Annotated in this window: 23 protein-coding genes; 20 read left to right on the top strand and 3 right to left on the bottom strand. The window is 52.9% G+C overall.

Translation table 11 applies throughout. The features are described 5' to 3' along the window. Positions 1 to 179: 179 nt before the first annotated feature. The 3 genes from tkt to zwf all read left to right on the top strand — a co-directional run bounded on the left by tkt (position 180) and on the right by zwf (position 5,653). On the top strand, positions 180 to 2,282 hold the full coding sequence (gene tkt / locus CRO05_RS04585) for a transketolase (protein WP_097066014.1): 2,103 nt from the start codon (positions 180 to 182) through the stop codon (positions 2,280 to 2,282). A 95-nt stretch (positions 2,283 to 2,377) separates the two neighbouring features. Continuing rightward, entirely contained in the window at positions 2,378 to 4,048 is a 1,671-nt protein-coding gene (gene pgm / locus CRO05_RS04580; RefSeq protein ID WP_097066013.1) for a phosphoglucomutase (alpha-D-glucose-1,6-bisphosphate-dependent), read from the top strand. A 210-nt stretch (positions 4,049 to 4,258) separates the two neighbouring features. Further along, entirely contained in the window at positions 4,259 to 5,653 is a 1,395-nt protein-coding gene (zwf, locus tag CRO05_RS04575; RefSeq protein ID WP_097066012.1) for a glucose-6-phosphate dehydrogenase, read from the top strand. Positions 5,654 to 5,754: 101 nt separating this feature from the next. On the opposite strand, the gene CRO05_RS04570 is transcribed toward zwf, so the two are convergent. After that, positions 5,755 to 6,033 (bottom strand): hypothetical protein, encoded by a 279-nt coding sequence (locus CRO05_RS04570; RefSeq protein WP_143860885.1) that lies wholly within the window; start codon positions 6,031 to 6,033, stop codon positions 5,755 to 5,757. 123 nt (positions 6,034 to 6,156) lie between these two features. Between CRO05_RS04570 and CRO05_RS04565 the strand changes: the two genes are divergently transcribed. Beyond that, the gene (locus CRO05_RS04565; protein ID WP_097066010.1) at positions 6,157 to 7,011 is read left to right on the top strand and encodes a carbonic anhydrase family protein; all 855 of its coding nucleotides are present in this window, start codon (positions 6,157 to 6,159) and stop codon (positions 7,009 to 7,011) included. A gap of 53 nt (positions 7,012 to 7,064) precedes the next feature. On the opposite strand, the gene CRO05_RS04560 is transcribed toward CRO05_RS04565, so the two are convergent. After that, complete coding sequence (locus tag CRO05_RS04560) at positions 7,065 to 7,244, bottom strand: hypothetical protein (RefSeq protein WP_097066009.1); 180 nt, start codon at positions 7,242 to 7,244, stop codon at positions 7,065 to 7,067. A 452-nt stretch (positions 7,245 to 7,696) separates the two neighbouring features. Between CRO05_RS04560 and CRO05_RS04555 the strand changes: the two genes are divergently transcribed. From CRO05_RS04555 to CRO05_RS04515, 8 genes are all read left to right on the top strand, one after another. After that, positions 7,697 to 8,668: a carbonic anhydrase family protein gene (locus tag CRO05_RS04555; RefSeq protein ID WP_097066008.1), complete on the top strand. Its 972-nt coding sequence runs from the start codon at positions 7,697 to 7,699 to the stop codon at positions 8,666 to 8,668. A 154-nt stretch (positions 8,669 to 8,822) separates the two neighbouring features. After that, positions 8,823 to 9,170: a hypothetical protein gene (locus tag CRO05_RS04550; protein WP_097066007.1), complete on the top strand. Its 348-nt coding sequence runs from the start codon at positions 8,823 to 8,825 to the stop codon at positions 9,168 to 9,170. After that, complete coding sequence (locus CRO05_RS04545) at positions 9,136 to 9,648, top strand: hypothetical protein (protein WP_143860884.1); 513 nt, start codon at positions 9,136 to 9,138, stop codon at positions 9,646 to 9,648. The genes CRO05_RS04550 and CRO05_RS04545 overlap by 35 nt, the downstream gene beginning before the upstream one ends. Positions 9,649 to 10,298: 650 nt before the next feature. Beyond that, a complete protein-coding gene (locus CRO05_RS04540) occupies positions 10,299 to 11,951 on the top strand; it encodes a hypothetical protein (protein ID WP_097066005.1) in 1,653 nt (550 codons plus the stop codon). A 429-nt stretch (positions 11,952 to 12,380) separates the two neighbouring features. Next, positions 12,381 to 12,725 (top strand): hypothetical protein, encoded by a 345-nt coding sequence (locus tag CRO05_RS04535; RefSeq protein ID WP_097066004.1) that lies wholly within the window; start codon positions 12,381 to 12,383, stop codon positions 12,723 to 12,725. A 325-nt stretch (positions 12,726 to 13,050) separates the two neighbouring features. Next, on the top strand, positions 13,051 to 14,583 hold the full coding sequence (locus CRO05_RS04525; protein WP_097066002.1) for a 2-isopropylmalate synthase: 1,533 nt from the start codon (positions 13,051 to 13,053) through the stop codon (positions 14,581 to 14,583). Positions 14,584 to 14,703: 120 nt separating this feature from the next. Beyond that, a complete protein-coding gene (locus CRO05_RS04520; RefSeq protein WP_097066001.1) occupies positions 14,704 to 15,933 on the top strand; it encodes a YihY family inner membrane protein in 1,230 nt (409 codons plus the stop codon). Positions 15,934 to 15,961: 28 nt separating this feature from the next. Next, the gene (locus tag CRO05_RS04515; protein ID WP_235001284.1) at positions 15,962 to 16,468 is read left to right on the top strand and encodes a TlpA disulfide reductase family protein; all 507 of its coding nucleotides are present in this window, start codon (positions 15,962 to 15,964) and stop codon (positions 16,466 to 16,468) included. A 109-nt stretch (positions 16,469 to 16,577) separates the two neighbouring features. On the opposite strand, the gene CRO05_RS04510 is transcribed toward CRO05_RS04515, so the two are convergent. Further along, complete coding sequence (locus CRO05_RS04510; RefSeq protein WP_097066663.1) at positions 16,578 to 18,305, bottom strand: proline--tRNA ligase; 1,728 nt, start codon at positions 18,303 to 18,305, stop codon at positions 16,578 to 16,580. Positions 18,306 to 18,479: 174 nt separating this feature from the next. Here CRO05_RS04510 and CRO05_RS04505 point away from each other — a divergent pair, with 174 nt between their 5' ends. The 8 genes from CRO05_RS04505 (at position 18,480) to CRO05_RS04470 (ending at position 25,836) form a co-directional block, all read left to right on the top strand. Continuing rightward, positions 18,480 to 19,043, top strand: coding sequence for an RNA pyrophosphohydrolase (locus CRO05_RS04505; RefSeq protein ID WP_235001283.1), 564 nt, complete (start codon positions 18,480 to 18,482; stop codon positions 19,041 to 19,043). Between the two features lie 271 nt (positions 19,044 to 19,314). Continuing rightward, positions 19,315 to 20,307 (top strand): cytochrome-c peroxidase, encoded by a 993-nt coding sequence (locus CRO05_RS04500; RefSeq protein ID WP_097066000.1) that lies wholly within the window; start codon positions 19,315 to 19,317, stop codon positions 20,305 to 20,307. Between the two features lie 326 nt (positions 20,308 to 20,633). Further along, a complete protein-coding gene (hfq, locus tag CRO05_RS04495; protein WP_025040529.1) occupies positions 20,634 to 20,879 on the top strand; it encodes an RNA chaperone Hfq in 246 nt (81 codons plus the stop codon). Continuing rightward, entirely contained in the window at positions 20,872 to 22,047 is a 1,176-nt protein-coding gene (gene hflX / locus CRO05_RS04490) for a GTPase HflX (protein ID WP_097065999.1), read from the top strand. The genes hfq and hflX overlap by 8 nt, the downstream gene beginning before the upstream one ends. 127 nt (positions 22,048 to 22,174) lie before the next feature. Beyond that, positions 22,175 to 23,371, top strand: a complete 1,197-nt coding sequence (hflK, locus tag CRO05_RS04485) for an FtsH protease activity modulator HflK (RefSeq protein WP_097066662.1) — start codon at positions 22,175 to 22,177, stop codon at positions 23,369 to 23,371. Then, a complete protein-coding gene (gene hflC, locus CRO05_RS04480) occupies positions 23,372 to 24,250 on the top strand; it encodes a protease modulator HflC (protein WP_097065998.1) in 879 nt (292 codons plus the stop codon). A gap of 193 nt (positions 24,251 to 24,443) precedes the next feature. Further along, positions 24,444 to 24,629 (top strand): DUF2065 domain-containing protein, encoded by a 186-nt coding sequence (locus CRO05_RS04475; protein ID WP_097065997.1) that lies wholly within the window; start codon positions 24,444 to 24,446, stop codon positions 24,627 to 24,629. Positions 24,630 to 24,672: 43 nt separating this feature from the next. Next, the gene (locus CRO05_RS04470) at positions 24,673 to 25,836 is read left to right on the top strand and encodes an ATP phosphoribosyltransferase regulatory subunit (protein ID WP_097065996.1); all 1,164 of its coding nucleotides are present in this window, start codon (positions 24,673 to 24,675) and stop codon (positions 25,834 to 25,836) included. Positions 25,837 to 25,843 lie beyond the last annotated feature (7 nt).

Genomic DNA, 25,843 nt, shown 5'->3' with positions numbered 1-25,843 from the left:
TGCGGGCAGGGAAAGAAATTCTGTAATATCGGAGGGGCGATGTTTCCGTAACAATGGTAAATGATATGGCAGAGGCGAGCCTGCATGCGGCTCATGCTGGTACGAGGAGGTCAATATTTTCAAGTAGGGAACATTTTTCTCACGCAAGCGCCGCGGCTTGCTCTACCGGGACAACCCAGATGACCGAACAGATGGAGCGCGATCAGGTTTGTATCAACACGCTTCGCAGCCTATCCATGGATGCGGTGGAAAAAGCGCATTCTGGTCATCCTGGCACGCCGATGGGCTCAGCGCCAACGGTATACTGTCTCTGGCAACGTTTCCTGCGCTATGATCCGGACGATCCCGAATGGCTGAACCGCGACCGTTTCGTCCTTTCGGCTGGTCACGCCTCAGCATTGCTCTACAGTCTCCTTTATCTGACTGGTGTCAAGGCAGCGAGTCCAAGCTACGAGAAGGCGGACCGGCTGGCAGTGACGCTCGATGACCTCAAAACCTTTCGGCAGGCGGGCAGCCGCTGCACCGGCCATCCGGAATATGGCTGGACGTCGGGTGTAGAAACCACTACGGGTCCGCTCGGACAGGGTGCTGCTGTCAGCGTCGGGATGGCGATCGCCGCCCGTTGGCTCGGCGCGACTTATAACCGGCCCGATTTTGAGCTGTTTGAACATAATGTCTACGCCTTATGCAGTGACGGCGATATGATGGAAGGAATCAGCAGCGAAGCGGCATCGCTGGCCGGACACCTCAAACTCTCCAATCTGTGCTGGATTTATGACGCCAACCGCATCACCATTGAAGGGTCAACCGATCTCACTTTCACGGAAGACGTCGCCGCCCGGTTTGTCAGTTATGGATGGAATGTCGCAAGAGTTGGCGACGCGAACAATCTGGCCCAGCTGACGAGCGCTTATGAGGCGTTTCTCACTACGAATGATCGCCCGACGTTAATTATCGTGCGTAGCCATATCGGTTACGGAGCGCCCCACAAGCACGACACGAGAGAAGCGCACGGCGAACCGTTGGGTTCTGAAGAGGTCCGACTGGCAAAAGAATTCTTCGGCTGCGACCCCGACAAGCAATTTCACGAGCCCGACGGTGTGCGGGAACATTTTAAAGCCCAGCTTGGCGAGCGCGGCGCAACCGCGCATGCAGCCTGGAAAAAACTGTTTGCTGCTTACAGTACACGATACCCGGAGCTGGCCGAACAAATCGGCTGCATGGAGCGACGCGGGCTACCGGTGGGCTGGGATAGTGCGTTACCCACATTCCCGGCAGATACGAAGGGTATGGCGACGCGCGAGTCATCGGGCAAGGTATTGAACGCCGTCGCCGAAAAAATGCATTGGCTGCTTGGCGGCGCGGCGGATCTTGCTCCTTCGACAAAAACGGAACTGAAGGGCGCGCTTTATGGCGATTTTCAGGCGCCCGGACAAATTGAAAACCTGAATGGGGATTATCGAGGGCGTAATTTCCACTTCGGCTTGCGCGAACACGCGATGTGCGGCATTGCCAACGGGATGAGCCTATCAAAACTGCGCCCTTATGCTGCGAGTTTTCTCATCTTTACCGACTACTGCCGCGCAGCGCTTAGGCTGAGCGCGATGATGGAAATTCCCATCATTTACATCTGGACTCACGATTCCATCAGTCTCGGAGAGGACGGGCCCACGCACCAGCCAATTGCACATCTCGCTTCTCTGCGCGCGAGCCCGGGCATCGTTGTCCTGCGGCCAGCGGACGCGAATGAGGTCGTTGAGGCATGGCGGCTCATCATGCAGTTCACCGACCGTCCAGTTTGCCTGATACTGACGCGGCAGTCCGTACCTACGCTGGATCGCTCTGTATATGCGCCCGCCAGCGGCCTCACGCGCGGCGCCTATGTGCTGGCCGATGCGCAGGATCACAATCCTGAGGTACTGCTTCTGGCCACTGGAAGCGAGGTCTCACTCTGTGTCGCTGCCTATGAACAGCTAAAGTCGGAAGGAATCAAGGCTCGCGTAATCAGCATGCCATCGTGGGAAGTGTTCGAGGATCAGAGTCAGGAATATCGTGACAGTGTTCTACCCCCCGGGATACTGGCGCGCGTGGCGGTCGAGGAGGCATCCCCTTTCGGTTGGGAACGCTATACCGGCTTTGGGGGACGCATCCTCGGCGTAAATAGCTTTGGCCTGTCAGCACCGGCAAAGATCGTCGCACAGTGCTTCGGATTCGAACCGTCGCACGTCGTTACCGCAGCCAAGGATCAAATTGCACGTCACGCTTCGAACGCTTCGAGTTAGCGAATCAGGTTTAGGCGTTGAAGACTCTATTTGTGCGTTCCTGCTTCGTTTGCCGTCCGGTAGAGGTGAGGTAGCATGGTCACGGAGAAGATCATATGAAAATCAGTCCGCTTGCAGGGAAACCAGCTGAACCGGCGATGCTGCTGAATGTGCCCCGGCTTATCACCGCTTATTACGCCCAGATTCCCGATTGCTCGGTACCCGCGCAAAGGGTCGCATTCGGTACGTCGGGGCATCGTGGTTCGGCGCTTGAAGGAAGCTTCAATGAATGGCACGTTCTGGCAATCACCCAGGCTATTTGTCAATATCGCAAACAGCAGGACATCGATGGACCGTTATATCTGGGCATTGACACCCACGCCCTTTCCGAACCGGCATACACCAGCGCACTCGAAGTGCTGGCCGCAAACGGAGTCGATGTCATGCTGGCGAAAAACGGAGAATACACTCCCACTCCCGCGATATCCCACGCCATACTGACTTACAATCGCGACCGCACCCAGGGCCTTTCGGACGGCATAGTCATTACGCCTTCTCACAATCCTCCCGAGAGCGGCGGTTTTAAATACAATCCGCCCCACGGCGGACCAGCGGGCATTGAAGCCACTGCCTCGATCGAAGCCATGTCCAATGCGTTTCTGGAAAAGAATCTTTCAGGCGTAAGAAGAATACGTTTCGAAAACGCGTTACGCGCCACGACAACGCACCAGCATGACTTTCTTAACACTTACGTTGGCGATCTTCGTAGCGTGATCGATATGGATGCAGTCCGCGGCGCCAACATCTGCATGGGAGTTGATCCCCTTGGAGGAGCCGGAGTGCACTACTGGGACGCCATTGCCGAGCATTACGGGTTAAACCTGGTCGTGGTCAACAAGGCAGTCGATCCTGCCTTCCGCTTCATGACTGTCGATTGGGACGGCAGGATTCGCATGGATCCCTCCTCGTCTTATGCCATGCAAGGGTTGATCGAACTGAAAAATCGATTCGACATTGCCTTCGCCTGCGATACCGATCATGACCGGCACGGGATCGTAACCCGAAGCGCGGGCCTGCTGCCTGCGGATCATTATCTTTCCGTTGCTGTTCACTACCTCTTTCAACATCGTCCAGAATGGACCGAGGAGGTGGCCGTGGGCAAAACGGTGGTGAGTAGCCGGATGATCGATCGGGTGACCGCAAGGCTTGGCCGGAAACTCTATGAAGTGCCGGTCGGCTTCAAGTGGTTCGTAGATGGTCTGTGCGACGGCTCGCTGGGCCTTTGTGGAGAAGAAAGCGCGGGCGCCTCTTTCCTCCGCCTCGACGGCACAGCCTGGACGACGGACAAGGATGGAATCGCTCCGGCATTGCTGTCCGCGGAGATCATCGCGCGCACAGGGCGCGATCCCGGCGAGATATACCAAGAGCTTGAACGCGAGTTTGGCGGCTCGGTTTTTGAACGGGTGGATGCGCGAGCCACTCCAGAGCAAAAAGCTATCCTGGCCAAGCTGTCACCGCAGCAAATAGAATCCTCGAAGCTGGCCGGCGAAAAAATCCAGACCATTCTCACGCATGCACCGGGCAATGGCGCATCCATTGGCGGCATTAAGGTGATTACCGAGAATGGATGGTTCGCGGCGCGTCCGTCGGGCACGGAGGACATCTACAAAATTTATGCTGAAAGCTTTCTGGGATCCGATCACCTGCATCGCATTCTTGAGGAAGCGCAAACAATAGTCGGTGATGCGCTTACCGCAGCGCAGGATAGTGAACCCGCACAAGTATAATCAATGGGAATGGTTCCCCTGATTTTCGTGCCTGATCACGGACAGGGGCAATTTTATATTGTCGATGCGACGAAATTCTGGCTGGCCTTTTGCATACGTATCTGCATACGTAGTTTGCATCCGCTGACAACTGGATTCAGTTGAATCGATACCGTTGGGCTGTTTAAACGGCAAGCGATTTGGCGTCATTACAAAAGGGAGGATGCTGAAATGCGCAAGATCAACAATGATGCGGCGCCGTCCGATGCGTTGGTGCTGTTCGGCGTGACGGGTGACCTGGCCTATAAAAAGATTTTCCCGGCACTATACGCCATGGTAAAGAAAGAGGCTCTCAATGTGCCGTTGGTCGGCGTCGCCTCCACACCATGGAGCATCGAGCAACTTCGTGACAGGGTCACCCAGGCCGTAAGCAAGTCGGGAAAAGTCGATGATGAAAACGCGCTTAGCCATCTTCTTTCCCTGTTTCGATATGTTCGCGGCGATTACAATAATCTGGACACATTCAAAGCACTCAAGGAGGTTCTGGAGGATGCACAGCGCCCTGCTTATTACCTTGCCATTCCACCTTTTCTTTTTGGAAATGTCATAAGGGGGCTCGGTGCCATGGATTTGGCAAGCAATGCGCGTGTCATTGTTGAAAAGCCGTTCGGACGTGATCTCGCCTCAGCACGTGAGCTTAACCGGATCGCACAGTCTGTATTTCCGGAGGAATCGATTTTCCGTATCGACCACTTCCTCGGGAAGGAGGCGATCATGAATATTTTATATTTCCGGTTCGCCAATTCGCTTCTTGAACCGATCTGGAACCGAAATTATGTGGCCAGCGTTCAAATCACGCTGGCGGAGGATTTTGGCATAGAGGGACGTGGTGGATTTTACGAATCCGCAGGCTGTCTTCGTGACGTAGTTCAGAACCACCTTTTGCAAGTCGTCGCACTGCTTGCGATGGAACCGCCTGCCTACAAGGGACTAGGCTCCGTTCAAAGCGAAAAAGTCAATATTCTCCAGGCCATGCGTCCCTTGGCGCCAGCTGACCTGGTGCGTGGGCAGTATGTGGGCTACCGCAAGGAGGAGGGTGTGGCGAAAGACTCCGATGTCGAGACGTTCTGCGCTCTGCGCCTTTTTATTGACTCCTGGCGTTGGGAAGGGGTGCCGTGGTATTTACGCTCGGGCAAATCTCTCGCCAGGACAGCAGCGGAAGTTATTGTCCAGTTAAAACCGCCGCCACAACGACTTTTTGACGACTCGCCCGAAGAAGCTTGCCGCGCCAACTATTTGCGCTTCCGGCTGTCCCCGGTCTCAGCCGTTGCTATCGCGGCCCGCGTCAAGCGCGCGGGAAAAGAGTTTGTCGGTGTCCAGCGGGAACTCTGCCTGGTCGAAGAACACTTCGGACGCGAATCGCCCTACGAGCGCCTTTTACATGACGCCATGGTGGGCGACGGAACACTCTTCACGCGAAAAGACGCGATCGAAGCCTCTTGGGCGGCCCTGGATCCTGTCCTCAAGACATATCCCCCCGCCCTACCTTATGAAAGGGGCAGTTGGGGACCTCCCGCAGCGGATTCCCTGATCGGGCCGGATGGCTGCTGGCACAATCCGGAATAGGGAATCCCGCGACTCTCGTAACAACTCCTCTCGCAACAACCCCTCGTGTAAACATTGGTGCCGTTGCCTGCACGCAAGGGTCACAAGACCTCGTGCTGGCACTACCCCTGCTGCTTCAGCGGCGGCGGGTGAAAAAGATTTGGAAAGTATCCCACTTCATCGCGTGGAAAAGACTCGGTGGCGATGTTCACCTGGTCTGTCCTGATGAAGGGACTGCCATTCGCCCCTTCCCGGCCTCCCTCGTCTCTATCAACTCCATGGCGCTTTGGCCCATCACTGCGACGCGGCAGTCTCCATGCGTGATATTTGGGGCGGAGAATCGGCTCTGATACACCATAGCTTGTATGCGGCTTTACTGGCGATACAGTGGCCGGATTCACTGCATATCCGGCAGGGTTGACAAATTCTTGACATTTAGAGGACAGCTTTTTCACACGGCGCATGTTATTTTTTTAACACAACGCCATCTCAAACATTTGTCATAACCTTGTAAGGACTCTCATATGAAAATATCATTGTCGGGATTATTGCAGCGAGCCCTGTTCATTCCAGCCCTTTTCCTGTGCGGCCTGCCCGCACATGCGGAGACGTTGGCCGATAATCTCGCCACGATGGAGTCTCAAAGTCCCATCGACATTCGCTCGGACAATACCTATTTCGGAACATTGCCAGCACTGCAATTCGCTCTAAGCACTGACGCTCCGCTAACGGTAATCAATAACGGCTCGCCTGGCGTGGAAAAAACGGCCGTCAGAGCCAATGTCAATGCCGGTGCGGGATTGCTGACACTTTCTGGGCATGAGTGGGATTTGGCTCAGTTCCATTTCCATACACCTTCGGAGCATTTACTGAATGGTCAGTCGAGTCCCCTGGAAATGCACTTGGTGTTCAACGATGCTGCCGACAATCTCCTCGTAGTCAGCCGGTGGGTCAAGGAAGGCAATTTTAACAGCGCGCTTGACCCGATTTTCTCACATATACCCCAGACTACTACTGAAACACTTCATGTCGATCACTTCGACCTGAATAACCTTGTGCCAAATAATCTTGACTCTTTCCGCTACTCCGGTTCCCTGACAACCCCGCCGTTTTCAGAGGGCGTAAGCTGGGTCGATCTGGCCGAACCGCTTTATATGTCGGAGGAGCAAATTCATGCGTTCAGTTCGCTTTTCCCCGAAGGTGATGCGCGCGAGATTCAGGATCTCAATGGTCGGATTATACTGACCGATGTACCTGGGTTTGTGGCAGCCGTTCCTGAACCTGAGGCCTATGCCATGTTGCTAGCCGGGCTGGTTTTGATAGGTTTCATTTACAGGAAACGTCAGGTGGGAAGAGATGACGTTGTATTCAGTTCTTGACGAGCACCAGGTTTACCCGCGAAGCGCGATAGTGGGCTAACCCTAACCTTTTGCTACGCCATTACAGGTTCCCTTACAGTTTCCACCCCAAGCGTCGCGCGGAATAGCTCCGAGCGCGCCTGGGCTGATTCATTCCATGTCCATCGTTCAATACTACTGCCGGGTTCGCTGCCGGAGATTTGCGGCTCTGCGATTACTCCGGGATTTCGATCAACGATCCGCCAGCTACCCATTAGGCGCTTGCCGAAATGATGACACTGATTTTGTCGCATGAAAAAGGCCTAACAAATTCTTGACATTTAGCAGACATTTTTTTCACACAAAGAGTGTTATGTTCAGATACCTCCAACAAGATCCAATGCAGGTGCTGCAAGCCTGACAATGGACCGCTCCCGCAACGCCTTATCCGCCGCTTGGTTGCAACTTAACTGACAACTCGGTTGGCAATTCAGCTGGCAACTGAATTGCCAACTGAGCTGCAACATTGGATGCTCATGGGTTGCATTCCTCGCATCGCAATGTAGAAGCGGATGGCTGCGGTACTATTTTTTGTCGCGCGTACTGATCACCTCCGATTTTGCCAGCTCGGCTGTTACTGAGCCCAGGAGAGGATATGTATGTGAATTTCTTAAGCCATCGTAATGTAATTACCATCTTCTAAAACATTTTATCTGAGGCCTTTTTCATGAAAATATCATTGCTTGGACTATCGCAGCGAGCCCTGCTCATTTCAACCCTCTTCCTGTGCGGATTGCCCGCTTCTAATGCAAATACCCTGGAGGAGAATCTGGAGTTAATGGAGTCACAAAGCCCCATTGACATTCGCTCGGATAATACATACTACGGAAAGTTGGCGCCGCTGAAATTCGACCTGGACTCTGACACCTCGCTGGCAGTGATCAATAACGGCTCTCCGGATCACGAAAGCACCATCAGAGCCAATGTCAACGCCGGGGCGGGATCTCTGCTACTTTCCGGCCATGAATGGAATCTCGCTCAGTTTCACTTTCATACACCTTCCGAGCACTTGATAAATAGTCGGGGAACGCCCATGGAAATGCACCTCGTATTCGCCGATTCCGCCAACGACCTCCTTGTGGTCAGCCGAGGGATCAGGCAAGGCCTTTTCAATAATAAATCGCTCGATCCCATTTTCTCGGATTTACCGCAGACTACCGACGAAACACTACACATCGATCATTTCAATTTAAACACGCTTCTGCCAGATTATCTGGGCTCTTTCCGCTACTCCGGTTCCCTCACCACCCCTCCATTTTCGGAGAACGTAAGTTGGGTCCAGTTGGCTAGCCCCCTATATCTATCCGGAGGCCAGATTGACGCCTTCGAGTCGTTGTTCCCGGAAGGCAACTCGCGTGAAGTTCAGGAGCTCAATGGACGAATTGTGCTTACTGACGTGCCGGGATTCGTTGACCACAGTGGGGAATCGGGAACGAGTATCCTGAACCCAATCCTGGATCCAATCCTGGGTCCGCTGATTCCTCATAGCGATACGCTCGAACCGGCATTTGCAGCAGCTGTTCCGGAACCCGAAACTTATGCCATGCTGCTAGCGGGACTGATCCTGATAGGCTTTGCCGGAATCCGTCAAAACAAGCGGCGCCCGATCAATCCGGATTTCTCGGGTTCTGCCGCATAAGATCCGCGGAGCAAAACCGCGTATTACCTACGCATTGATTTAATGCCGATGTCAATTTTGACCTGATGAGATGCCGGCCAGCATCTCGACCTGGGGACGTTGTTCAAGCAGAATGGGGCAAAGGCTATTTTGTTGGAGTGAGGAAGAACACGTAATGACGCATAATTTCACTCTGAAAAACCTTGCCGCCACATCCGTTTTTCTTGTCAACGTCATCAATTTTGGCATCACAAGCGTATGCCATGCACAAACCGCCGCGCAGGAACAAGGCCAGGCAACGGTAACTGTACAGACGGGGTTATCAGCCGCGCCGGCCTCGTCTGGACAGGATGGCTCTTCAACGGGCTGGTCCGCAGGAAAACGGTCTGGCTGGTGCCCCCAGTCTATTGCAGACCAGGAGGATTTTCTTTGCAAGGTCATAAGAGTCCTGACGGGTCCCGATTCGTCCGGACCTAACCGGGACGTGGATGAAAATATCTCAGCAGGGGGCGCGGGAGGCTGAGTTTCATAGCCCGGCAATGACCGGTTTTTTGCCATCTGGAGTCTGTGGATTACCGCTTATCGTGAGCTACGTTTCCATTATGAAAAGCGGCATAGTCCGATCTTTGATACTTGCCTGCGCGATATTTTTCGGGACATCAGTAGCGCCCCCCGCACAGGCTGACGCAACCGGAAAGAATACCGGCTCGATGCCTGCGTGCCCAGATTCAACTGCAGAGGCCCAACCCCTGCAAGGAAGCGATACAACAGGCCAAAAAGCGACGGCGTCCGAAGATGACAGTCCTTCCCCAAACAAGGGTGCGCCTGATCAAACCGGCTCGTCCTCCGCAGACCGGGAACCTGGCTCATGCGGGCAATCAATGCCTGATCAGGGAGGTTTCTTCCGCAAGATCATCAGAATGCTATCTGCGCCCGATTCATGCGGACCGAATCGGGATGTGGACACCAACATTTCGGCAGGGGGCGCCGGAGGCGGTTAATGGTTAATGGGTTAATACATAGCTGAGATGTAGCTGAGCGTAGCCGCTAATTGTCTAGTCCCATCTCTCATCATAACTCACTAGCACTGTCTGGCACACGGCCCGCTCACATTGCAATCCCCCCAGGCATTCACGCGGAACTGCGGCAAAATCGACATACCTGTGTTGCGGATTCCACATCGCCGTCAACGCCCCATCCTAGTCCTCGTCGCACTCACCCTCTGACTATTATCTGGTTTCCGAGATAACGCGCGTCGCGCGCAACCTGTTCAGGGCCCCGCTATGGTAGATCTCACCCCTCAGTCCTCAGCCTGCTGTGCGAACGGCAGAGCACGCGTACTCCCAGCACTTTAGCCGGGGCGCTGGTCCATATTTTCCATTTAGAACACGCACTGCTCTCTCAAGACCCTTTTGTCATAGTGGATATGCATATTAAGCTTCACGGATATTTCACTTATTCTTGACATTTTCTTTATGGATTCTTCATTTTTTATAACTTTTTTTTCACATTTTATTTACATACACCGTGCTATTTTTTCCTTGAAGGTATAAGGATTTTTCCCTCTTCCTCCCAATATTCAGAATAACTAATTCTAATAATTCCCTGAATAACCTAATTGCATAGATAGACCTCGAAAAACGGAGCCTTAATGAAACGTGATCTTTCTCTGATATTGCTGTCCGGTTGTTTACTTTCCACTCCTTTGTATGCCGAGGACAAATCCGCGCCTCCAGAGTCCGAGGACGCATCCTCGCAGTCTTATACCATTGACCTTTATGTTGATACTAAAACCAAGCAGATTTATTCAGAACCTGGAGAAGGCAGGGTACGCATGGGTTCCTTCGAAAAAATTCCAGAGGCTGGTACAAAGACAAAGCGCACGGTTAGCACTGGAGCAGGCCAGTCACCCACTGACCAAAGCAAGGATTTGACTTCACCCCAGCTTCCCCGAGGAACATCAGGGACGCCGGTAGCCGCCGGTTCCCCGGATAAAGCAACAGCTGGCCCGGAAAAACCAAAAGGGGGATTTGGCTATGCAAACTGGAAGGAAAAAGACCCGTTCAAATTCAATCTGAATCCCGATGGAAGTCAGTACCTCAAGTTTGGTTTTTTGAATCAGGCCTGGTTACGGTATGAACAAAATAATCCGGGATCAACCGTATTAGGCGAACCTGTGGATGATACGACTGATATCAGCCTGCGCAGAACCCGCTTTGTGCTGCAGGGCCAGCTCACCGATCGGGTATATTTTTATACCCAGTACGGTATGAATAATTTCAATTTTCTGAGTCAGAATGCAGATAACAGAAAACTTCAATCCTTCTTTCATGACGCCTTTGGTGAATTACGGCTGACGCAGGGCCATCAAATGATTGTGGGGGGCGGTCTCGTCATGGCCAATGGCCTTTCCCGCTTCAGCAGCCCGAGCGTTAGCACAATCATGACCATGGATGTCCCATTGTTCGCTCAAGCCACCGCAGACCGCACCGACATATTCAACAGAAAATTAAGCCTCTATCTGAGGGGGCAGATCGGCAACCTCAATTATCGCGTTAGCGCGAGCGATAGTTTTCCCATCAACACTTCCGGACTCCCGCCGGAAGTCATCTCGCCAACGGACGCCCAATTTGCGAGAACCGGTCACAGAAAACAATATCAGGGATTTTTCATGTGGAATTTCTGGGATAAGGAACCGATGACCAACCCTTACATGCAGGGAACCTACCTGGGCAAGAAAAGCATATTGAATCTTGAAGCGGGCTTCATCACGCAAAAAAATGCGACATGGACAGGCGCTTCGGAGGCAACTGCCGACTTTCATGACATGAACTTGTGGTCGGTAGCGGGTTACCTCGATGCCCCAGTGGACAAGGTGAAGGAAACAGCCATTTCCGCTTATCTAGGCTATTTCAATACCAATTATGGGCCAAATTATCTTCGCGCCAATGGCAACGGCGTGAATCCCACTAACGGAAGCTCCGCCGCCTTCATCGGCGGTGGCAACGCTTTTCCGATGTTCGGCACAGGCGATATCTGGTATGGACAAATAGGATATTTGATGGCGAAGCAATTACTCGGCGGAAATAACGGTCAACTGATGCCTTACTTTTCTTTTACGAGCGCAAATTTCGATCGCCTACGTGATCAGATGAACGTATTCAGCGCTGGCGTGAATTGGCTGATAAAAGGGCACAACAGCAAGGTTACTTTCGATTTTCAAAACAGACCGGTGTTCAATTCCGGCGGATTCAAGGTTTCGAATAGAAATCAGTTTGTACTGCAGTATCAGATCGCTTTCTGATAATAACCGTATTCAATTCTCTTATCAGCCCAGGCTGGCCAGGCGGTTTGGCCACCCTGGACTGATCCATTTCTCTTCCTGACAGGTGTTTCTCCTGGCTTGCCGGGAAAATGTACTTTTTTCCCCGTTATTTAGCTCGCGTATTTTCCCAGGCTCCTTATTCTTTATATCTGCACGTCCTTTCATGCAGGTGATTTAATTCTATCTGCCCGCGGCGGTGAACAAACGTCAACCGGGAAAACTGATAACTGATGCTGGCTATCCGCAGAACGAGTCAAACAACCGTTAAGTGCGATGGCGAACAGAGCCTTGGCGCTCAGGGCGTAGAATTTTTCCTGCAATGCCACGAATGGTCGTTTCTCGCCGGTATCGAAATAGATAAGCGGTGGACTTGACCTGTTCATCCACTTATTTTTTCAAGGGCATGACATGGCGAGGGAAAGCGTAATCAAATCCGATATCGCCCTCCCTGTGTTTTCCGCTCCCCGACTCTTGCCAATCCTCACCCACCTTCATGGGTACGATAGTCCGTTTACACCGGGCATCAACCGCGCTGCACCCCTTGGCATTGCCATCGGCGTAGCCATGCAGGCTACGACTTTCGTCGTGTGCCTTGTGATTATCCAGATTTTGCCTGCTGGTTCAACCCAGTTGCCGGCTGAGTTTCCAGCTGAGTGTGCGGCGGAGAGATTATTCAGAAACGCGCCAGAAACGCTTCACGCCGGCAATTGCCGCGTACTTCTTATTGACTCGACCCGAGATGAAAGCTGCTGAATCAAGGTTCTGCTCCGGTACGACCACAACTTATGCAATCGGCTGGACAGCGCTGGCGAATTACTTCTGACGGAACCCCTTAAAAACAGGATAGCCGCAGCATCCAATATCGCTATTGCACGGATTCAGGAAACCCTTTATATTTCCGATATGAAGCAAATAAACTGCCTTCCGCTCCGCTTTCTGCATCGCCCGCAGCTTCTCGCAAGACCGCTGCTGCGCTTCGCGCGCTAAACTACCAAATCCCCTCAAGTTTGTACCCCACGGAATCTGTTCCTGGATTCTGTACTACAGTTCGATTATCCTTTCGGAAACGGAGAAACCATTGAAAGACCATTTGATTATTTTTGACACCACTTTGCGTGATGGCGAGCAGAGTCCCGGCGCGTCGATGACCAGGGAGGAGAAAGTACGTATCGCCCGGCAACTGGAGCGCATGCGGGTGGATGTTATCGAAGCCGGCTTTCCGGCCGCGTCCAACGGCGACTTCGAAGCGGTGAAAGCGGTGGCTGATACCATCAAGGACAGCATTGTGTGCGGCCTTGCGCGCGCGACGGAAGCCGATATCAAGCGTGCCGGTGAAGCTTTGCGAGGAGCAGGTTCCGCACGTATTCACACTTTTATTGCCACTTCACCCATTCATATGGAGAAGAAATTGCGCATGTCCGCAGACCAGGTGGTGGAACAGGCGGTGAAAGCCGTGCAATGGGCGCGCCAATATACGGACGATGTGGAATTTTCACCGGAAGATGCGGGTCGCTCCGACATTACGTTCCTATGCCGAGTGCTGGAGGCTGTCATTAATGCCGGTGCTACAACCCTGAATATTCCCGACACCGTTGGCTATACGATGCCTGAACAATTTGGAAATCTCATTCATACGCTGCGCGAACGCGTACCCAATTCAGACAAGGCGGTGTTTTCAGTGCATTGCCATAACGATCTCGGGCTGGCAGTGGCAAATTCGTTGTCAGCGGTGATGCACGGCGCGCGCCAGGTGGAGTGCACGGTAAACGGTCTGGGGGAGCGTGCAGGTAATGCCGCGCTGGAGGAAATTGTAATGGCAGTGCGCACTCGTCAGGACTTCTTCCCCTGCGATACGCGGATAGACGCCGTTCATATCGTACCGGCGAGCAAGCTCGTGTCGGGTATTACCGGTTTTCCGGTACAGCCGAACAAGGCAATTGTCGGCGCCAACGCGTTCGCTCATGAATCAGGTATACATCAGGACGGAGTGCTCAAGCACCGCGAAACGTACGAAATCATGCGTGCCGAGGATGTCGGCTGGGGTACAAATAAGTTATTGCTCGGCAAGCACTCGGGGCGCAATGCCTTTCGCAGCCGTCTAGCGGAACTCGGCATCGAATTGGAATCAGAAGAAGTGCTTAACGCGACATTCATGCGGTTCAAGGAATTGGCGGACAAGAAGCATGACATCTTCGACGAAGATCTGCATGCATTGGTGTCCGATGACGCCATGACCTTGCACGAACACTACAAGCTTCTGTCACTGACGGCGCATAGCGAAACCGGCGAAACGCCGTATGCCTCCATAGTAATAGGTGAAGAAGGCAAGGAGTCTCGGGCGGAGTCGGATGGCAGCGGACCTGTAGACGCCACTTTCCGCGCAATTGAGAAGATACTGGTCAGCGGTGCCGAATTGCAATTGTTTTCGGTTAACGCCATCACAAGTGGTACCGATTCGCAAGGCGAGGTTACGGTCCGATTGCAAAAATCGGGACGCATAGTCAATGGCAACGGCGCGGATACCGACATCGTGGTAGCCTCTGCAAAAGCGTATCTCAGTGCGCTCAACAAGCTTCACAGTAAGCTGGAACGAGCTCATCCGCAGGTTTAGGAGTCGTTTCAGGGATGCCGGATGCGCTCGTCGAGCAGATAGCGAGATCAGTTGTCCTGTTTGAAAGCATGGGGGTGCGTTGAGTTTTTTTCTCGATCCTGTCAATTGGTCTCACAGCGCATGAAATTCTCGCGGCAGCTGGATTTCATGCGCTATGTCTTTGTCCGCTTCTTTCAGCATAATTGCACCGGTGTCGCTGCCAGCCTTACCTTTACCACGCTGCTTTCATTGGTGCCATTAATCACAATCGGATTATCTGTGGTGGCGGCGTTTCCCGCGTTTACCGAATATTCAGCCCAGATAAAACTGTTTATTCTGAATACAATGGTGCCGGAAGCGGCGAACAAGGTCATCGCCGTATACATGCAGCAGTTTGCCGAAAATGCGGTAAAACTCACCGCCATCGGCACAGCTTTTCTGGGCGTGACCGCACTTGCCCTGATGTTGACTATCGACAAAGCGCTGAATGCGATCTGGCGCGTTTCCAGGTTACGCCCACTCTTGCATCGCCTGTTGATATACTGGGCAGTGCTGACCATCGGTCCGCTATTGATCGGGGCAAGCCTGTCGCTCACTTCCTGGCTGATCGGCGTATCGATGGGCGTGACCCGGGACATTCCAGGGATTGACATCGCGCTCCTGCGACTGGCGCCGCTAATCCTGACGAGCATCGCCTTTTCGATTCCATATCTCATCGTGCCTAATCGACCGGTCTCGTGGCGCCACGCAATTGCCGGCGGTGTGACTGCAGCGGTAGGATTTGAGATAATGAAACAGGGATTCGCGGTTTATATTACCCAATTTCCCACCTATCAGGCGGTATACGGCACGTTTGCCGCTATTCCCATTTTCCTGATGTGGATTTATCTCTCATGGCTGATGGTGTTGCTGGGCGCCGTGATTGCCGCTTCACTTTCGAGTTGGCGTTACGGCGAGTGGCGGCGCGATCCGACAGCGCGGGGAAAGCAGTTCCTTGACGCATTGCGCTTATTGCAGGTGCTGGGAGAAGCGTTGAGGTCGGGCAAGGTTGAAACCTATTCCAGCTTGCGACAGCGGCTCACGCTGAGCCTGGAAGAACTGGAACCGATACTGGAGCTTATGACCCAGGCCAACCTTGTCAGGCAAGTGAAGGCAGGAGGGTGGGTTCTGATACTTGATCCCGATAACATCCTGGTTATCGATATTTACCGCCTGTTTACATTTCGCCCCGAGACAGCGCATGCCGCCGCAGCGGGCGACGAAAAGCTGGAGCGCCTGCTGGACAATATTGCCGCGGGTATGGATGAGAAAATGAATGTGCCGCTGTCGCAACTCTTGGCGTTACCGCAGCCAGATGATGCCTTGGCATAGAATGCACGTAAGGAGTTGTTTGTAAAAAATGATGCGATACTGTTTCGCCGTTTTGTTGTGCCTATTGTTGTCGCTGTCATCCGCTGCGCAGGCCATAGGCTTTACTTTTACGGATCATACGGGAAAGAAACTTACGCTTTCCGATTACAAGGGCAAGTGGGTGCTGATAAATTTCTGGGCCACTTGGTGTCCACCTTGTCTGAAGGAAATTCCGGACCTGGTATCGCTCTATGAGAATCGAAAGGACGTAATGGTGATCGGTGTAGCAATGGATTACAGCGACCCGAAAACCGTGCTGAAATATGTTAACCGCCTGTCCATCCCCTATCCCATTGTTTTTGGCGACAGGAAGATCGCTGCGCAAATCGGCCCGGTATCAATGCTGCCCACTACATATTTGTTCGACCCCGCCGGCAATCCGGCGGTTTATAAGGTAGGGATAATTTCTCGTGAGAGTCTCGAGGAATTCATGCGGGAATATCCAGTAAAACCCGAGAATAAGTCTTCCGGCAAGGGTCAACGAAAAGACCGGTAAATTCCCGCGATAGCAGCTTCTTTCATTACCTCATCGCTGCGGGCATATTGGTGGAAGATTACAATTGAGCCGATACGAAGCGAGTGTGAGGAGTAACAATATCATCACATCAGCCTCCAGATATGCCTTCGGATATTTTTCCTTTTATAAAATCAGGAATATTTCCCGCTGGAAAAGGCACAGTCTGTGATTTCTCGTCCCGTCGTCCCTGATACTCTATTTTTCCTTCCTTCAGGCCTCGATCGCCGATAACAATACGATGAGGAATGCCGATCAGTTCCATGTCGGCAAACATGACCCCAGGACGATCGTCACGGTCATCAAGCAGAACTTCGATACCGGCGTCCACCAACTCTATATAAAGCCTCTCCGCTTCGGTCCTGACCTGTGCATTTTTCTTCATTCCGATAGGAATGATAACGACCTGGAACGGCGCCATCGCCGGGGGAAAAATAATACCCCGCTCGTCATGGTTCTGCTCGATAGCTGCTGCCACGATGCGTGACACGCCGATACCGTAGCACCCCATTTCCATCGGCCGGCTCTGACCGGCTTCATCGAGATAGGTAGCCTTCATCGCCTCTGAATACTTGGTGTGCAACTGGAAAATATGCCCCACCTCTATGCCGCGGCAAATATCCAGCTTTCCCCGGCCGTCCGGCGATGAATCGCCGGGAACCACATCGCGGATATCGAAAATATGATCCGGTTCTTTCACATCGCGGCTAAAGTTGACGTTAACAAGGTGGTAATTTTCTTCATTCGCGCCACAAACGAAATCGCTCATTACCGCTACGGTGCGGTCGGCAATAACGGGAAGAGACAAGCCGACAGGTCCGATATATCCTGGCGGGCAAGCAGTTTTCGCACGTATTTCTTCTTCGTTCGCTAACCGGAAATCCGGAAGGAAAGGAATCTTTCGGACTTTTGTCTCATTGAGATGGTGATCGCCCCGTAACAGCAACAGGTACATTTCGCCATTTGTCATTACCGCCAGGGTTTTCACAGTTTGCTCGATCGGAATATCCAGGACCTCGGCAACCGCTTCGCAGGTCCTTGTGGCTATTGTCTCGACTTTCCGCATTGTACCGCCCGCCTTCGCGCGCGGCCTTACCGGTTGAAGCGATTCGGCCATTTCAACATTGGCCGCATAATCTGAATCCGGGCAGAAAGCGATAGCGTCTTCGCCTGAATCCGCCAGGACGTGAAACTCATGCGAACCGCTGCCTCCCATCGGTCCCGTATCCGCTGCCACTGCGCGAAACTTCAATCCCAGGCGGGCGAATATCCGGCCATAGGCGTCGTGCATTGCCCCATAGATTTTCTCCAGGCTATCCCTGTCGGCGTGGAATGAATAAGCATCTTTCATCACGAATTCGCGAGCTCGCATGACGCCGAAGCGCGGCCGGATCTCGTCGCGGAACTTGGTTTGAATCTGGTAAAAGGTTAACGGCAATTGACGATAACTTTTAATCTCCCGCCGCGCTATGTCGGTGATGACCTCCTCGTGCGTAGGACCAAAGCAGAAATCGCGCTGATGCCTATCCCTGATTTTTAACATCTGCGGACCGAATACGTCCCAGCGCCCGGTTTCCCGCCATAATTCAGCGGGCTGTACAGCGGGCATCAGGAGCTCCGCTGCACCGCATGCGTCCATTTCCTCTCGCACAACACTCTCTACCTTGCGCAAGATTTTCAAACCCAGCGGCATCCACGTATAAAGCCCGCTTCCGAGACGCTTGATGAGACCTGCGCGCAGCATAAGCTTGTGGCTTATCAATTCCGCTTCGGCAGGGGCTTCCTTGAGAGTGGAAATAAAAAAACCTGATACGCGCATGTGCTGCCCATAGTGAGGATCGATTCGTAATTCTACCCTGAAACGGTAGTGCATTTTTATCCGTATCGCATGTACTGCCTTACCCGTCGTTTTATTAAACTCTGACAGCTTTCAATCTGGGATAAAATGTGGAAAAATCTAATCCTATTGTGATGGATCAAACGGGTGAATCACATGATCGACCGTAATGGATATCGCTCAAACGTCGGTATCATTCTACTCAACTCGAAAAACGAGGTGTTCTGGGGCAAACGCATCAAGCAGGATTCCTGGCAATTTCCACAAGGCGGCATCAAGCCGGGCGAGAGCCCGGAACAGGCGATGTACCGGGAATTAACGGAGGAAGTCGGTTTACATCCCTGGCATGTCGAGATTATCGGCCGGACGCGTCACTGGCTGCGTTATGAGGTGCCGGATCAATGGATAAGGCGCGACTGGCGAGGAAACTACAAAGGGCAAAAACAGATATGGTATCTGCTGCGTCTGGTTGGACGTGATTGTGATGTGTCCCTGCGCACAAGTGTTCGTCCTGAATTCGATGCCTGGCGGTGGAATCAGTACTGGGTGGAACTGGAGTCCGTGGTCGAGTTCAAACGCCAGGTTTATCGGCAAGCTCTGACGGAATTGGCGCGCTTGCTCAACCGTCCCCTCCCTCCTTTCGGCAGCAATGGCTATGGTCGCCCCAGCCATGGTGCGCGGGAACAGGTTGGAGCGGTTCCCGCCAAACACGATGAATAAATGGACGAATGGGAACTTGGAGTACGGAAATGGAATTACCCGGGGTATGAGGACTTTATGTCACTCCGAGGAGCCTCCCACCCAGGGGATTGGCTGCTTGTCCCCTTCCGCCGCACACGCTTGCGGCTTTCCGACAATAGGTCCGTTATGCCGCGATATATGAAGTCATGTTTTTGTTCTCGTCCTCAGTCCGCAGTCAAGCTTGCCCATCGCTTCAAATTTTAGGCGTAATCGGCTGCGCCACTACAGCCGCGTTTTTAGGAGATTACCGATGATAATGCGGGCGTTGATCATATCGCTGCTATCTGTTGGCACCATTGCCGCCTCACCTGCCATAGCCGCCGAACCCATCCAGCCGATTGAGGCGGCCAAGCCAAAGAATGAGAACATGGTGGAACTGGGCAAGATGCTTTTTTTTGATCCACGTTTATCGAAATCGGGATTCATCTCCTGTAATTCCTGCCACAATCTGAGCATGGGTGGATCGGATAACCTGCCATCGTCCATTGGCCACAAGTGGCATCAAGGCCCGATCAATTCGCCAACGGTATTGAACTCCAGCTTGAATTTGGCCCAGTTCTGGGACGGCCGCGCCAAGGATCTGAAAGATCAGGCGGGCGGTCCGATTGCAAATCCCGGGGAAATGGCGTTCAGCCATGAATTGGCGGTAGGTGTTCTGCAGTCCATTCCGCAGTACCGGGCTCGCTTCAAGCAGATATTCGGCTCCGATAAAATCGATATCGAAAAGGTAACCGACGCAATTGCCGCTTTTGAAGAAACACTGGTTACTCCCGGTTCGCGTTTCGATAAATGGCTAAAGGGCGACAAGGCAGCGATAAATCAAACCGAACTGGAAGGATACAAGCTGTTCAAGGAAGCAGGCTGCGCAGGCTGCCATAACGGCGCTGCGGTCGGCGGGGCTTCATTCCAGAAGATGGGCGTAGTTGAACCTTATAAAACAGAAAGCAAGGCGGAAGGCCGGTTCGGCGTAACGGGCAAGGATGCTGATCGCATGATGTTCAAGGTGCCCACCTTGCGAAATGTAGAGCTGACTTACCCCTATTTTCACGATGGCGCTGCTGCAAACCTGGAAGATGCGGTCAACACCATGGGTCGGATACAATTGGGCCGCAACTTCACCAAGGACGAAAATACCAAAATCGTAGCGTTCCTGAAGACGCTGACGGGAAAGCAGCCCGAACTCACACTCCCTATTCTGCCGCCCTCAACCAGGGATACGCCCAGACCCCATCCGTTTGACTGATCGGATAAATGCGATCCTATACACCGTCGAGTTAACTCACAAGAATGCTTAAATTTGCCCAGGCTGCCGAAGTCTGGGCTATTTAAGCCCGGTAATTGCGGCAGCGCCGGAATGCGGTCATGGTGTTCTTCGGAGGCATGGCGGTACTTGTCTTTATCCACTGCTGATCCAATCTGCCCGGGGATTGGCGCCCAGCGATTATTGGGGTCTTGCTCCGGCGCGTTTGCGGGTTTTTAAACTCCGCTCGCTTGCCATTCAGAAATATGGATTTACTCTTGAAAATCAAGTAGAGTTACTTCTTGAATAATTAAAATACGGAGTCATCAATGAGCGCTAAAGGGCAATTGTTACAAGACCCGTTTCTAAATACATTACGGAAGGAACATATTCCGGTGTCGATTTATCTGGTAAACGGAATCAAGCTGCAGGGGCATATCGATTCATTCGATCAGTATGTGGTATTGCTGAAGAATACCGTCACACAGATGGTATACAAGCACGCGATCTCTACCGTGGTCCCCGCGAGGGCTGTCAATATTCCATTTGAGGCGCCCGCTATACCTGATGCCTGATCGACCCCCCGGGAATACAATTAACGCTAACAGCGCTGTTGATACCGCTGTACTGGTCAGCCTCGACTTGGGGCGCAGCGATTCAGCTGAAAATCTGGAAGAATTGCGACGGCTTGCGGCAAGCGATCAGCTTGCGATTTCGGCGGTTGTCGAAGGCAAACGCTCCAGGCCCGACTCCGCGACCTTCGCCGGCAGCGGCAAGGTCGATGAAATCACCTCGGCATTAGAACAGACCGGCGCATCCCTGGTTATTTTCAACCATGACCTTTCTCCTGCCCAGCAACGTAACCTGGAGCAGCGCGTCGGACATCGTGTAATAGACCGCACCAGCCTGATTCTGGATATTTTCGCACAACGCGCCAAAAGTCATGAAGGGAAGTTGCAGGTCGAACTTGCGCAACTTGAACATCTCGCCACACGACTGGTGCGCGGGTGGAGTCATCTGGAGCGTCAAAAGGGCGGGATCGGGTTGCGCGGTCCCGGCGAAACGCAATTGGAAACAGACCGGCGCCTGCTCGGAAAACGCGTTAAGCTACTTAAGGAAAAGCTCGCGAAATTCCAACGTCAACGTACACTGCAGCGCCGCTCGAGAAAACGGGCTCAGGTAATGTCCGTTTCCATTGTCGGCTATACGAATGCCGGCAAATCGACCCTGTTTAACAGTCTGACCCGTGCGCACACCTATGTTGCAGATCAATTATTCGCCACCCTGGACGCTACCACCCGCAAGCTGTTTATCCCGAATTACGGTCCGCTCGTGCTCTCCGACACGGTGGGGTTCATCCGGGATTTGCCACATACGCTCGTCGCCGCATTTCGCGCTACACTGGAGGAAACGGTACAGGCCGATTTGTTGCTTCATGTGGTGGACGCGAGCAGTCCGGCCCGCTCTGAGCAGATCGATGAAGTAAACAAGGTGCTGAAGGAAATCGGCGCTGACTCCATTCGGCAAATACTCGTGCTCAACAAAGCGGACCTGATCGATTTATCCCCCGCGGGTACGGGTTACCGGCGTGACGAGTATGGTAGAATTGAACAGATTCGATTGAGCGCAAAAACCGGCGAGGGGCTGGAGTTTATCAAGGTGGCATTGGCCGAAGCAATTGAAGACCGGGCTTTGCAAGGGTGTGAGGACCAGCCCGAAGTCGGAACCGTAACGAATGAATAGTGCGGTTTAGTTATTTACCATATCAGGTAGATAATGTATTTGTTTTTCTCCGGCAAGCTGAAATTCAGGGTTTTCACCATACCGTTTAATGGTTTTTATCGACATTAAACAGAAAATAGGAATCATCATGGGATTAAATGATCCTCAGTGGGGAAGAAAAAAAGGCAATTCCGGTCCACCTGATCTGGATCAACTGTGGCGCAATTTTAACAAAAAGCTCAATAACCTTCTAAAGCGCAAGGGCGGCGGCAACGGATCGAGCGGCGGCGAAGGGCCTGGCGGCGGTCAACCCAAGCGATATGGCGGGGGCATAGGGTTGCTTATCGGGCTGCTCGTAGTGCTTTGGGTAGCGAGTGGGTTTTACATTGTGAACGAAGGCCAGCGAGGCCTGGTGCTGCGCTTCGGTAAATATGTCGAAAGCACCCAGGCCGGCTTGCGCTGGCACCTGCCATATCCGATCGAGGTGGTGGAAGCCGTTAACGTGAGCCAGGTACGGACGGTGGAGATCGGTTATCGGAACAATGTAAGAAGCAAGGTATTGAAGGAATCGCTGATGTTGACCGATGACGAGAATATCATCGACATTCAGTTTGCCGTGCAGTACATCCTGAAGAACCCTGAGGAATTCCTGTTCAACAACCGCGAACCGGAAAACGCCGTGCTACAGGCAGCGGAAACCGCCATACGTGAAATTATCGGTAAAAGCAAAATGGATTTCGTGCTCTACGAGGGGCGCGAACAAGTGGCGGCGAAAGCGACCGATCTGATGCAGCAGATTCTCGATCGTTACAAGATAGGGATTGCGATCAGCAAGGTGACCATGCAGAATGCACAACCGCCGGAGCAGGTACAGGCGGCCTTCGACGATGCGGTCAAAGCCGGCCAGGATAGGGAACGGCAGAAAAATGAAGGCCAGGCCTATGCCAACGATGTGATTCCAAAGGCCAAGGGTAACGCCGCGCGCCTGCTGGAAGAGTCCGAAGGATACAAGCAACGGGTGATTGCAAGTTCCGAGGGTGAAGCAAGCCGGTTTAAACAGGTTCTCGTCGAATACAACAAAGCGCCCGCTGTCACCCGTGACCGGCTTTACCTGGACATGATGGAGCAGGTGCTTTCAAACACGAGCAAGGTCATTGTGGACCAGAAAAGCGGCAGCAATCTGCTCTATCTGCCCTTGGATAAACTGATACAGACGAGTGGACCTTCGTCTCCAACCGCATCCTCCTCTGAGGCGCCGGCTGCCGCCGCTGCACAAGAGGCCATGCCTGACAGCGCTGCTCGAACTCGCGAGGCATTTCGCGGCCGTGAACGGGAGACAAGATAAGTGAAAAACTATACCTCTTTGCTCTTGGGTGCGCTTGTCGCCCTCGTTCTTCTGGCGACTTCTTCACTTTATATCGTGGATCAGCGCCAGCAGGCAATCTTGTTCCAGCTCGGTGAGGTTGTCGATGTAAAGACGGCGCCTGGCCTGTATTTCAAGATTCCTCTGGCGCAGAACGTGCGCTATTTTGACTCGCGTATCCTGACCATGGATACAGCCGAGCCGGAGCGTTTCATCACCTCGGAAAAAAAGAACGTACTGGTGGATCTGTTCGTGAAATGGCGGATTATTGACGTCAAGCAATATTACATCAGTGTACGCGGCGACGAAATGCTCGCACAGACCCGGTTGTCTCAAACGGTGAATTCCAGTCTGCGCGATGAATTCGGTAATCGGACCGTGCACGATGTGGTTTCCGGCGAGCGCGACATGATAATGGAAATCATGCGCCAGAAAGCTGATGCCGATGCGCGCAAGATTGGCGTGGAAGTTGTGGATGTCCGGCTGAAGCGCGTGGATTTGCCACAGGAAGTGAGCGAATCGGTCTACCGCCGCATGGAGGCGGAGCGGAAACGGGTCGCCAATGAGTTGCGTTCTACCGGCTCGGCGGAGTCCGAAAAAATACGTGCTGATGCCGATCGCCAACGTGAGGTCATCCTGGCGGAAGCTTATCGAAGGGCCCAGGAGGTAAAAGGTGAGGGTGACGCCAAGGCCTCCGCAATTTACGCCAGCGCTTTCCAGCCCAACCCGGAATTCTATGCTTTCTATCGCAGTCTTGAAGCCTATAAGCAGAGCTTCAAAAACAAGGGCGATATGATGGTACTGGAGCCTAATTCTGAATTCTTCAAGTATCTGAAGAACTCGGGCCGAAGCGCCAAATAATAGGCATCTTTTATCAGCTGCCGGAGAACAGGTACTTGCGAATTCTGAATTGCCGGTTGACACGGAGTCATAACAGACCATCTAAAACATATGAGCCGTATCCTGGCCCTGCTCTATTTTCTTCGTGTTCCCGGTCGGTAAAATGAGTTCGCGCAGAATTGTAGATCATCGAGTCTACTGAGGGTATGGCGGCATGTGGGATACTTTACTAATGGCGTTTGCCCTGATGTTGGTGTTGGAAGGGCTTCTTCCGTTCCTGATACCCGGCGTTTGGCGCGAAACCTTCAGGAAGCTGACCGAAGCTGGCGACAGCCAGATACGCTTTATCGGTCTTACCTCCATGCTGGCGGGACTTCTGCTACTTTACCTTGTGAAATAGATCTGCGCGTTCGCGCTTCTCTTCAAAGCACTGGAACGTAAACATGCGTGCGTGGGTTCTTCCCGAGTATATTGAGGATATCCTGCCTGCCGAGGCATTTCGCATTGAGATGATGCGCCGGCGTGTGATGGATTGGCTATTCGTGCACGGCTACGAATTGGTGGGCCCCCCTTTACTGGAATATGTGGAATCGTTACTTAAGGGCAGTGGCGGCGATACCAATTTGCGCATGTTCAAAGTAGTGGATCAGCTGAGCGGCCGAATGATGGGACTACGTGCCGATATGACGCCACAGGTTGCGCGTATCGACGCCCACTTGTTGAACCGCAAGGGCATTACTCGCCTTTGTTATGCAGGTACTGTATTGCATACGGTGCCATCGGGCTTGACCCGGACCCGGGAGCCCCTCCAGGTTGGCGCCGAGCTTTACGGTCATATCGGTCTGGAAAGCGATCTGGAGGTTCAGCGGCTTATGCTGCAATGTCTGGCAATTGCCGGTATAGGTAAAATTCACCTTGATCTCGGCCACGTTGCCGTATTTCGAGGCCTGGTCAAAGGCGCGGGAATTCCAGCCGAGCTTGAAACGGAATTATTTGGTGTATTGCAGGCGAAGGATAAGTCTGCGTTGGAAAAGCTTTGCACCCGCCTTGATGTGGATACGCGAGCGCGGCAGGCACTATTGCTGTTACCCGAACTGTATGGCGACAAACAAATACTGACGCTTGCGCGTAAATCCCTTCCGGGCTATCCGGAGATAGTCACAGCGCTGGATGAATTGGAAATGGTGGGAACGGAGTTGAGTCCGCTGGTGGATTCGCTCGCGTTTGACCTGGCTGATCTACGCGGCTATCACTATCACAGCGGCATGGTGTTCGCGGCATATACGTGCAGCAGCCCAAATGCAATTGCACTGGGTGGACGCTATGACGAGGTTGGTAAGGCATTTGGAAGAGCGCGGCCGGCTACCGGCTTTAGCATGGATTTACGGGAGCTGTCGGGATTGGTGCAACCACAACCCTACCCAAAGGGAATTTCGGCACCTTATGTGAAAGGTGACGAAGCGCTTGAAAAAAGAATCGAACAGCTTCGTGATGAAGGTCAGGCAGTAGTGGTTGAATTGCCTGGGCACGAGGATGATCAGGGTATTTTCAACTGTGACAGGAAATTGATACTGGAAGGCGGCGTTTGGTCAATAGTAAAGGTTTAACTCGAAT

Source organism: Nitrosovibrio sp. Nv4, assembly GCF_900215485.1.
Taxonomy (GTDB): Bacteria; Pseudomonadota; Gammaproteobacteria; order Burkholderiales; family Nitrosomonadaceae; genus Nitrosospira.
Note: the sequence above shows the minus strand (reverse complement) of the source record. Positions and strands in the feature narration are given on the sequence as shown.